The following is a 7,858-nucleotide window of genomic DNA, read 5'->3' on the forward strand; positions in this document are numbered from 1 at the left end:
GAAAAATTTCCAGTGATCATCCAATCCACTTATCCTTTCGCGAAGATCTTTTCTTTCGATATACCGCAAATCCGATTCCCAGCACGGTCATTCCCGCGGCCACAAAGATCAGGGCGAGTTTTGCAGTACTTTCATGAAAGCCGAGCTTCGGTACTTTGGTGTCCGGTATCCTGTGGTTCCTGCAGGTGATCGTAATGTCCTCCCCTTTCATAGAAAATTCGATGTTGTCCGCCAGCTTCTGGTATCCGTCCGGCGCTTTCTTTTCCTGGAAATAATACTCCCCATAACCCAGGTCTTTCATATTGATCTCTCCGTTGGAATCTGTGGCATAAGTACCAATCTGTTCTCCGGATGCCATGAAAAGTTCAAATTCCGCTCCGGCCAGTTTTTTATTTTCCTCATTTGCATCGATCTTGACCAGTTTCACATTTGCTTTCATAAGCATATTCAGCGCCGGATTTTCCTTGTTGACCTCAAATACCGTGAGCGGCTCATTTTCCAGGGTCAGCTCAAATCCGTGCTTTTCCTCATCCAGCACATATCCTTCCAATGTCTGCAGCTCTTTATAATAGTAATGGCCGGATACCAGGGCTGCCTTCAATGTGGCCTTCCCTTCCTTGTTGGTCTTGATGACCCCGATCAGACTGTTCGCAGGCAGGACGCTCTCATTGCGGTAATTCCGGATTTCCTCGTCAGTGTAGATCCCGAAGTAAACACCCTCCAGCGGCTTTTTTCCATAGCCGAATGTCCCATCCCCGGAGTTAAGCATTTCTCCCACCTTATATACGTTGATCTCCGTATCGATCACGTCATTTTCAATGTCCAGGCTGACATCCACGACTGCGTCTTCCTTGTCTTCTATGAGCACCGCCTCGTATTCCTCGTAGTTCATGGCAAGCCCGGAGGGAGTCTTGGTCTCCTTTAAAATATACTTCCCCAGCGGGAGTTTTTTGGATACGGCTCTCCCCTCTTCCGTTGTGGTGATCACTTCCACCGCTTCTCCGTTTTCATCATAGATCGTAAACTCCACTCCCGGGAGCGGCCGCTTTTCATATTCCATACGGTTGATTTTTCCGAAATCAGAATCGTAGGAAGTCGTACCTGTCAGCATATCTCCGACCTTTTCTACAGAAATAGTCCCTGTTTTTTCATATTCATCCACCATCTCAACCTTCTGGATCTCTCCCGTATCCAGGACCGTGAAGGGAACTTCCTCCGCAATAAGATAGCCGTCGGGCGCCTGCTCTTCGATCAGGACATAATCCCCCGGCTCCAGGCGGTCGATCCGGTGGGGCATGCCGTCCGTAGTCCAGGACGCCGCTTCATTCCCTTCGGAATCCCGGATCGTAAGCTTAGCCCCGATCACATCTTTTCCGCCGATATCTACCTTGCAGATGTCTACTTTCGTAAAATCATTTGTAACCTCCGCAGTGACGGTCAATACCTCTTCCTCCTGGCTGCCGTTTTTCAGATCGAAATCAACCAGCTCTCCGTTCAGGATATAGCCCGGCGCCGCCTGTTCTTCTTTTGCGTAGTAATGCGCAATTGGAAGATCCTTTGCAAAACAGACCAGTCCTTCCTCGTCTGAGACAGCCGTCTCAATCCATGTATCTGCCGGAACGAGGACCGCGCCATCCGCAGACAGAATATCCTCCGCCGCATAAAGCCCGAACAGGGTTCCCGCTACCGGTTCCTTCGTTTCCGCATCCTGCTTCATGATCCGGAGGGATGCCTTTTGCCTCTTGTTGACAAATGTACTGTCATGGTATACTATCTCAGCCTCATCCCCACCGTACTCCAACGTAAACTCCTGTTCCTCTTCGCTCAATATAAAGCCTTCCCCTGCGGCAGTCTCTGATATTTTATACGACCCAAGGGGCAGCCCGGAAAGTTCGGCTTTTCCTTCCTGATCGGTTTTCAATTTAGAAACAAGCTCATCCTTTTTATATAGAAGGATCTGATTTCCGTTTTCATCGCACTGATGATCCGGGCTTTTGATATCTTCTGCTGCGAAAACCGCAAATTCAGCGCCTTCCACGCACTGCTCCTTATAGAAAAATTCCGGTTCTGTTTCATCTTCTTTCAGCACACCCAGAAATTCCCCGAACCTCTGCAGGATGTTTTTGGGACTTTCCCCATAGCCGGACAGCCTTTCGCCTTTTTTCAGGAGACGCAGGGTTCCGGTCTGGCGGTCATTTTCATATTCCAGCTTGATCACGGCAACTCCGGTCTCTCCCTCAATCTCATAGGGCGTGTCAGAATCAATAGTAAATTCCAACGGCCCGCCTTTTACATAGCCCTCCGGTGCCAAAACCTCTTCCAGACGGTACCGCCCTGCTTTCAGCTTTTCCGGCGTCATCAGGTATCCATCATCGGATGTCACAAATTCCGTAAGCTCTTTTGTCTCCGGATAATGTATATACTGTTTTACATACTCCTCTTTCCCAATGTCGTAAATCCGAAAGGCCGCGCCTCCATGCAGGATCGGGCGCTTGCTGGCGCTGTCGATCTTATAAATTTTCAGTTTTGCCCCAAGTTCATAATCCGTAAATATCCTCCACTGCTGCGGCTCTCTGCTGTCCTCATGGATTGTGACAAGAAACGGGTCGATGGGAGAATAATTTTCCGGCACCGTTGATTCTACGACCACATATTCCCCGTAGGCCAGTTCGCCGCTGCACGCATACCCTTTCTCGTCTGTAAAAAATTCCGGCATAGGAACCCCTTCGCTGTCTTCGGAATAATCCAGCGCAGTCGTTTCTTCGGAAAAGTCATATTCCCGGAACTGTTCTGCCAGATAGCGGCCCGAATCATCGGGTTTGATGCTGCCGTCCTTTACCCCTTCCAGAGAACGGATCAGATATACCCTGAATCCGGCTCCCTGCAGCAGGTCAGCTTCTGTCTGTTCCCCGTCCGATCCCGTTTTGATCAACTGGAACGCCTGTTTTTTTACTGTCTCCTTTACAGTCACCTGGCGGCTGACAAGCTTGACGTCCTGGCCTTCATAGGAGGCATCCACCGGGTATTCTGTTTCATCCAGCAGATATCCTGCCGCGGGCTCCAGCTCTTTTACAAAATAGTTTCCCAGGTACAGATCTGTGAAGTCCAGTGTACCTTCCTCACTGATCCGTCCTTTATCAACCAGATCATTCTTCTGGTATAAGGTTCCGGATTTTTGATTGGGGTGTTCGATATTTTCCGCAGCAAACAGCCCATACTCCGCGCCTGCGAGAACGGCATCCCCCTGGCTGAGAAACTGTTCCGTCTCCCTGTCGATCTTTTCGATGTGGATTTCCGCGCGTACTTCCTCATCCTGAAATTCATGTGAAAACTCATATTCATAGGTATTGCCGTCTTTATAAGAATATGTGAACTCAAAACGTTCATCCGAGCCGCAGTATTTTTCCGGCGCCTGTATTTCACGGATATAATACTTGTGATTGATCGGGATGTCGGCGGTAAATACCGCAGCCCCGCCGCTGCCGCTGATTGCGGACTGGATCAGGGTATCCTTTGGAAAGACTGTATTCCCGTCAACCTGGATATCGTCTCCCGCATACAGCCCGAACTCTGCGCCTGAGAGCAGTGCATCGTCATTCCAGGATTTTTTCACAGCCTTTACATTGACCTTGGGCCGTTCATTTCTGTAATCCGCTTCTGCCTGGGCCAGGACCGCTTCCTGCCCGGCATATTCCAGAGTCACCTCTCTTGTCGTTTCCGCATCGGTCTTTCCGATGGTCAGGTCATCCGGTGCTTTCCTCTCGACGACACGGTATGTTCCAAGGTGCAGCTCCTGGGAGACAGCCTCCCCGTTTGCTTCTGTTTCCAGGGTTTCCACAAGCGTATCTTCCGGATAGATCACCGTCTTCTGATCCTGGCTCTTGATATCCTCCGCCGCATAGATAGAATATGTAGTACCGGAAAATGCGGAATCATTATAAATAAATTCCGCCGTCTCGCCTGCTTCTGCAGAGGAGAGCCGTTCCCCTTCTTTGCTGATCCTGATCTTTCCTTTTTGCTCCTTGTTCTTCACAGTGATGTCTGTATTTCCTCCGCGCACCAGCCTGACATTGCAGGTTTCCGTACTGAGACAGTAGCCTGCAGGCGCCGTCAGTTCTTTTAAATATACGGTATCCGGCGCGCCTTCCAGTTCAACAGATGCACTCCCCTTCTCATCTGTGGCAGGCATTGTTTTGATCAGGTCCGTGCATCCCGCGTCTGAGTATACTCCAAAGACTGCGCCGGAAAGATCCGCATTAGTATCCTGGTCCTTTTTCTTTACAGTGATCCTCGACATATCCAGCCATTTTACGGTGAAACGCACGGAGCTTGCACCCTCCTCAATAAAATCGCCGTATCCGATGTCCTGGGTCGTACTTCCGGTACTGAGCACCAATGTCTTCCATTGGGCGCCAAGCTGCCCCTTCATGTTTTTCGTAGTCCATTCACCGGACATATCCTTCGGCGCTGTAAAATAAAACTGGTCCCCGCCATAGATGTTGACCGTCCCTCCGGTCTGTCTGTCCCCGTTGGATGCATTATGATAAGTCACCCTGGTCGGAATGTCCAGGACAATATAATTCCTGTGGTCGCCTCTCAGCTCAAATATATCCGTCCTCTGGGACTCTCCGTCAAGATATGCGGTTTCATGATCCGTATTCAGGCTGAGTGCCGCGACCGGCGGATTCTCCTGCGACAGCAGATAGTCGATATACCCCATTACGCCGGTCGCCTGCAAATCCTCCATCGTACATCCGTGAAATCCTTCGATTCCGGCATATGTATAGCTGGCTGCGATATGTGTAAAAACATATTTTGTATCTGCATCAAACTGGGGCATGAACTGATCCGTCAGATCCCCTGGTCCGCCGTATCCATAGTACAGTACCTTCTGCAGGTTCGCATTAGAGTCGAGAACCTCTGCAACATATCCTGCGTCCGGCGGGGTCCCTTTGGCAGATTCCAGGCAGTACGCGATCTTTCCGTTTACATAGAAATAATCTGTTTCATAGTTTCCCAGGTTCGATGGGTACTTTAGATTTTTCCCCTTCACCAGAGTCACTTCTGCACTGCGCTGCATAGACATCCTGACCGGGACCACGGATACGAACAGGTTCTCCTCCGCATCCAGGGCAACGAGCTCTGTCTCCTCGTCCGAAACCGGCACATCTTCCTCCGGTTCAGGCTCTTTCGTCAGACCGGTATCCTCTTTCCCTTCTTTCCGGCCGGCATCCTGCCCCGGTTCTCCATTCTTGTCCGGAGTCTGATCGTCTGATTCCGGAGCTGTCTGTATTGTATCCTCCTTTGAATCCTGATCTCCCTCTTCCTGGGAGCTTTCCCCCGCATCCTCATCGCTGTCTGCCTCCTCTTCCTGGTTTTTTTTATTTTCCCCGGATTGTGTTTCCGGTTCTTTGCTTTTTATCGTCACCATCCGATGCACCTGATAGGCCAGGTTCTCATCCCTGACCGGGTACACCTCATAAACGGCCTGATATGTCCCCGGCTGGTCCGGCTGAAAATGTTCAAGTGTTTCCTTTACCGCACTTTTAAATACCACTCTGACCTTATCCTCTGAAAATGCGATATCCCTGTAGTCGCTGGAAATATCAAAATCAGCTCCTGTTTCTATTGTGATATCATCGGCGATCACAAATTCCTTCTCCAGTAAGCGGTCCCGCATTTCCGAAAATGTAGGCAGATCGGATGCCCCTTCATCGTACAGCAGGTCATCAGCCGCGGCAGGCTGCCCTTCTTCCTCTGCCTGCGGTGCGGTCTGAACATTCGGCTTTGCCGTCTCAGCAGCAGATGCGGTGATTCCGGGATTCATGATTGCTGAACATCCGATCAGCAACGCGAGCACACCGGATATCACCCTTTGTCTTTTCAACATCGTCTTATCCTCCTAATATCTGTTCCGTTTCCTTCGTCTTGTTTTCACGCGGAGTTCTCTGTCTCCGGCCGCACATCCCTCCTTTCCCGGTACCGCAGGCCGAAAAAAAGACCAAAGACAGAGAGCTTTCTCCTTACCTGTTTCCAGGGATTGTTCGAAAAGCTTTCCGCACTTTGGCCTGCTCATAAAAAATATGGCTACATTATATCTGATGCGCTTTAAAGTTTCAATTCCACCTGGGAGCCGCAGCTTCCTCTTTGCGACAGCCAGGTCTTGAATGTCTGTTTCTTCTATATTATAGGACATCTTTTCCGATTTTATCTGTTGAGGTTTCCGGGGTGGTTTGATAGGTTAGTAGTAAAGACAAGATACTTTACGAGGAGGTTTTTCCAATGAAAAAACAATTCTGCATCCCCGCCTGTCATCAATATATCCGAAATAAAGACGGAAGCCCGAACGCACAGAGGATTTTCAGCGTCACAAGGTCTGCGTACCGCGCAAAATATCCCGAACAGGTTCCCGTTGATGAGGAACTTATTGCATTTTTGCAGGCAAACCATATCATTCCATCGGATGTCAAAAAAGGAGATTTAGATATGGATCATGTGGAATTATGTTTCACCATTATCTCACAGTATAAATGCAATTCCATCTGCCAGCTTTGCGCATATTCCCCTTTGTATAAAAATCAGTTCGAAATCCAGGAATCCATTCTGATCGGATATGCGCTTACAAGCTGGAACCATCTGCAAAGTCTGATAAACGCCGGGGTCACCTGCCGTCATTTCCGTGCAATGATCCCTGTGTCTGAAAAATCCGCTGTCCTTGTCGTGCCGCTGAACCGTCTGGCTTTTGAATACCTGGAAAAGGTTCCAAGGTCCCAGAAAGACATGCTGTCCGTCACAGATAAGATCATCACATCTCTGAAAGAAAATAATAAGGATAAGCTTTCTGCCGCGGATCTTAAGATTGCCAAAAAATATCTGGATAACCTGTTCCACAGTCATTTTCAAGATATAAGGCCAGAGGAAATCCATCGGATTTTAAAAGAATGCTTTCAGTTATCATACCGTGAGGCGGATGGTGTATGCGGTCCGGAACAGGAGGTTCAAAAGGCTGATATTCCATCCTCTGAGAGTATGGCAGATTCCGGGAAAAAGGAAGGGCCAAAAGCCGCCTGCCTGGAAGGATTTTTGACTGGAAAAAAGACTGCAGCGGCAAGGGACAGAAACTTACAGCAAGAAGCTCCCGGAAAGGAGCGTTCCGCAACAAGCACACATACAAGTCCTTCCGGTTCCGGGAAGGCAACTGCGGCGGCGTTTACGGAAAACTCTTCCATCCCCAAAAGGCCTTTCAACACTGCATCAGACCAGGCAGCGCAATCTACTGTACCGGATGGATCGGATTCATCTGCTTCCAAGATATCCGCCGTCACTGCAGAGGATGGAACGAAACCCTCTATTACTGCGGCTGTACCGGACGAAGCGAATACGTCTCTACTGCCGATACAGAAAATAAAAGCCTCCTACACGCAAAACGGCCCAGATAAAACCGAGATTGATGAAACTGAGAATCCCCTGGAGCGAAAGCCAATTGTGTGGGAATGTCCGGAGGATTTGCTTGTACAAACCGCTTCCATAAATCTTGACTCCGCTGATCCGGCTCAGATCACGTTATTTTTAAATTGTCTCTTAAAGACTCCGCTGCTGCCTGTAGAAGCCGTAAATGATCAGCAGAGGGAACTGATTTTAATCTATGCCGGGAAACAATTTTTTTACTATTCCAAAAGCAACCTGACGATCCTTGACCTGATGCTGCCCTATCTCGGGAAGAGCCGATTTCGAAAGATCCTGTGCTATGAGCCTTACGAACTATACTCCTATTTCCATCAGCAGCGCTGCAGTTCTGTCCAGATATTCAGCCTCAGAACCGCAATGGATTACACCTGCCCGGCCCATTATTGGAACA

At 49.2% G+C, this 7,858-nt stretch carries 2 protein-coding genes; one reads left to right on the plus strand and one right to left on the minus strand.

The window, feature by feature from the left end; translation table 11 throughout:
* Positions 1 to 16: 16 nt before the first annotated feature.
* Complete coding sequence (locus EBB54_RS00655; RefSeq protein ID WP_125125943.1) at positions 17 to 5,890, minus strand: SpaA isopeptide-forming pilin-related protein; 5,874 nt, start codon at positions 5,888 to 5,890, stop codon at positions 17 to 19.
* Between the two features lie 392 nt (positions 5,891 to 6,282).
* Here EBB54_RS00655 and EBB54_RS00660 point away from each other — a divergent pair.
* Positions 6,283 to 7,858, plus strand: a 1,576-nt coding sequence (locus tag EBB54_RS00660) for a hypothetical protein (protein ID WP_148099324.1), incomplete at its 3' end; no start/stop codon positions are given.

It is taken from the genome of Schaedlerella arabinosiphila (assembly GCF_003885045.1).
GTDB classification, from domain to species: Bacteria; Bacillota; Clostridia; order Lachnospirales; family Lachnospiraceae; genus Schaedlerella; species Schaedlerella arabinosiphila.

Bases quoted from the DNA above. Each gene is read 5' to 3' on its own strand.
- EBB54_RS00655 (WP_125125943.1), bottom strand. From the start codon at position 5,890: ATGTTGAAAAGACAAAGGGTGATATCCGGTGTGCTCGCGTTGCTGATC.